1 protein-coding gene is annotated in these 1240 nt (G+C 57.5%); it reads right to left on the bottom strand.

Annotated features, from left to right (window positions below):
• Positions 1-16 precede the first annotated feature (16 nt).
• Positions 17-1158, bottom strand: a protein-coding gene (locus B0O95_RS15220; RefSeq protein ID WP_104078564.1) for an IS3 family transposase whose coding sequence is annotated in 2 segments (ribosomal slippage) — positions 17-906 and positions 906-1158 — 1143 coding nt in all. Because the reading frame shifts where the segments join, the coding sequence is not laid out codon by codon here.
• Positions 1159-1240: the final 82 nt, after the last annotated feature.

Genomic DNA, 1240 nt, shown 5'->3' with positions numbered 1-1240 from the left:
TGAGGCTCCCCCCAAATCAGGGCCGTTCTAAAGTGGAAATTTCCGGCTCTTCGGGGTGGGCCGAATCGGCCCGGGGCCTGCACTGGCAGGCGAACTCGGCAGGCGTCATCCACTGCAGTGCAGAGTGGGGACGCGCCTCATTATAGTACTGGCGCCAGACCTCGATTTTGCGCCTGGCGTCCTCGAGCGACAAGAACCAATGCTCGTTTAGGCATTCCTCACGCAAGCGCCCGTTGAACGACTCGTTCTTGGCGTTATCGGTTGGCTTGCCAGGACGAGAGAAGTCAATCTCAACGCCCCTCTCATACGCCCACTTGTCGAGCACCTTGGAGATGAATTCGCTGCCATTGTCCGCCTTGATGAAGCGCGGTAACGGCCGGCCCACAGCAATGCGATCTAGCGCCGCCACGACGTCTTCACCGCGTAGTGTGGCGCCTACCTCGATGGCCAAGCATTCGCGCGTATAATTGTCCACAATTGTCAGCGTGCGCAAACGCCGACCATCAAACAGTGCGTCAGCGACAAAGTCCATACTCCAAATCTCGTTGATCGCGGTCACGAGCTGCTTGGGCTGCCTCAGCCGCGCCGCCTTGTTTCGCCGTGGCCTCTTATGCCGCAATGACAGCCCCTGCTCACGATAGAGCCGGTAAACTCTTTTATGATTGTCGCGCCAGCCTTCCCGACGCAGCATCACATGCACCCGGCGATAGCCGTAGTGCACGCGTGTTTGCGTGATCTGCTTGATGCGCAGGGCGATCGCGCTCGAATCTCGTGCGATTGACTGATAGCTGTACACCGAACGCGACAACTTCAGTACCCTGCAGGCCTGGCGCTGGCTCACGCCAAAGCGTTGCATCAAATCCGTGGTGAGTTCACGCAGCCGGGAAGGCTTCAAAGCTTTTTTGATAGCACATCCTGCAACATGCATTTGTCCAGCGACAGCTCCGCCACCAGCCGCTTGAGCTTCGTGTTCTCCTCTTCGAGCTGCTTCAGGCGACGCAGCTCCGACGGGCCCAGGCCCCCATACTTCTGGCGCCAGTTATAAAACGTCGCATCGCTGATGCCCATCTTGCGGCACACCTCAGCTGCCGGCGTGCCCAGCTCTGCCTGTTTCAACGCAAATGTAATCTGTTCTTCAGTGTATCGGCTCTTCTTCACGACATGACCTTCTGCTTGTCAAGGTTGCATCATGCCGGATTTTTCTACTTTTGAATGGCCCAGTTTTTTGGGGTAGCCTCAC

The sequence above is a fragment of the Mycetohabitans endofungorum genome (assembly GCF_002927045.1).
Lineage (GTDB): Bacteria > Pseudomonadota > Gammaproteobacteria > Burkholderiales > Burkholderiaceae > Mycetohabitans > Mycetohabitans endofungorum.
This window is presented reverse-complemented; position numbering and strand designations above follow the sequence as displayed.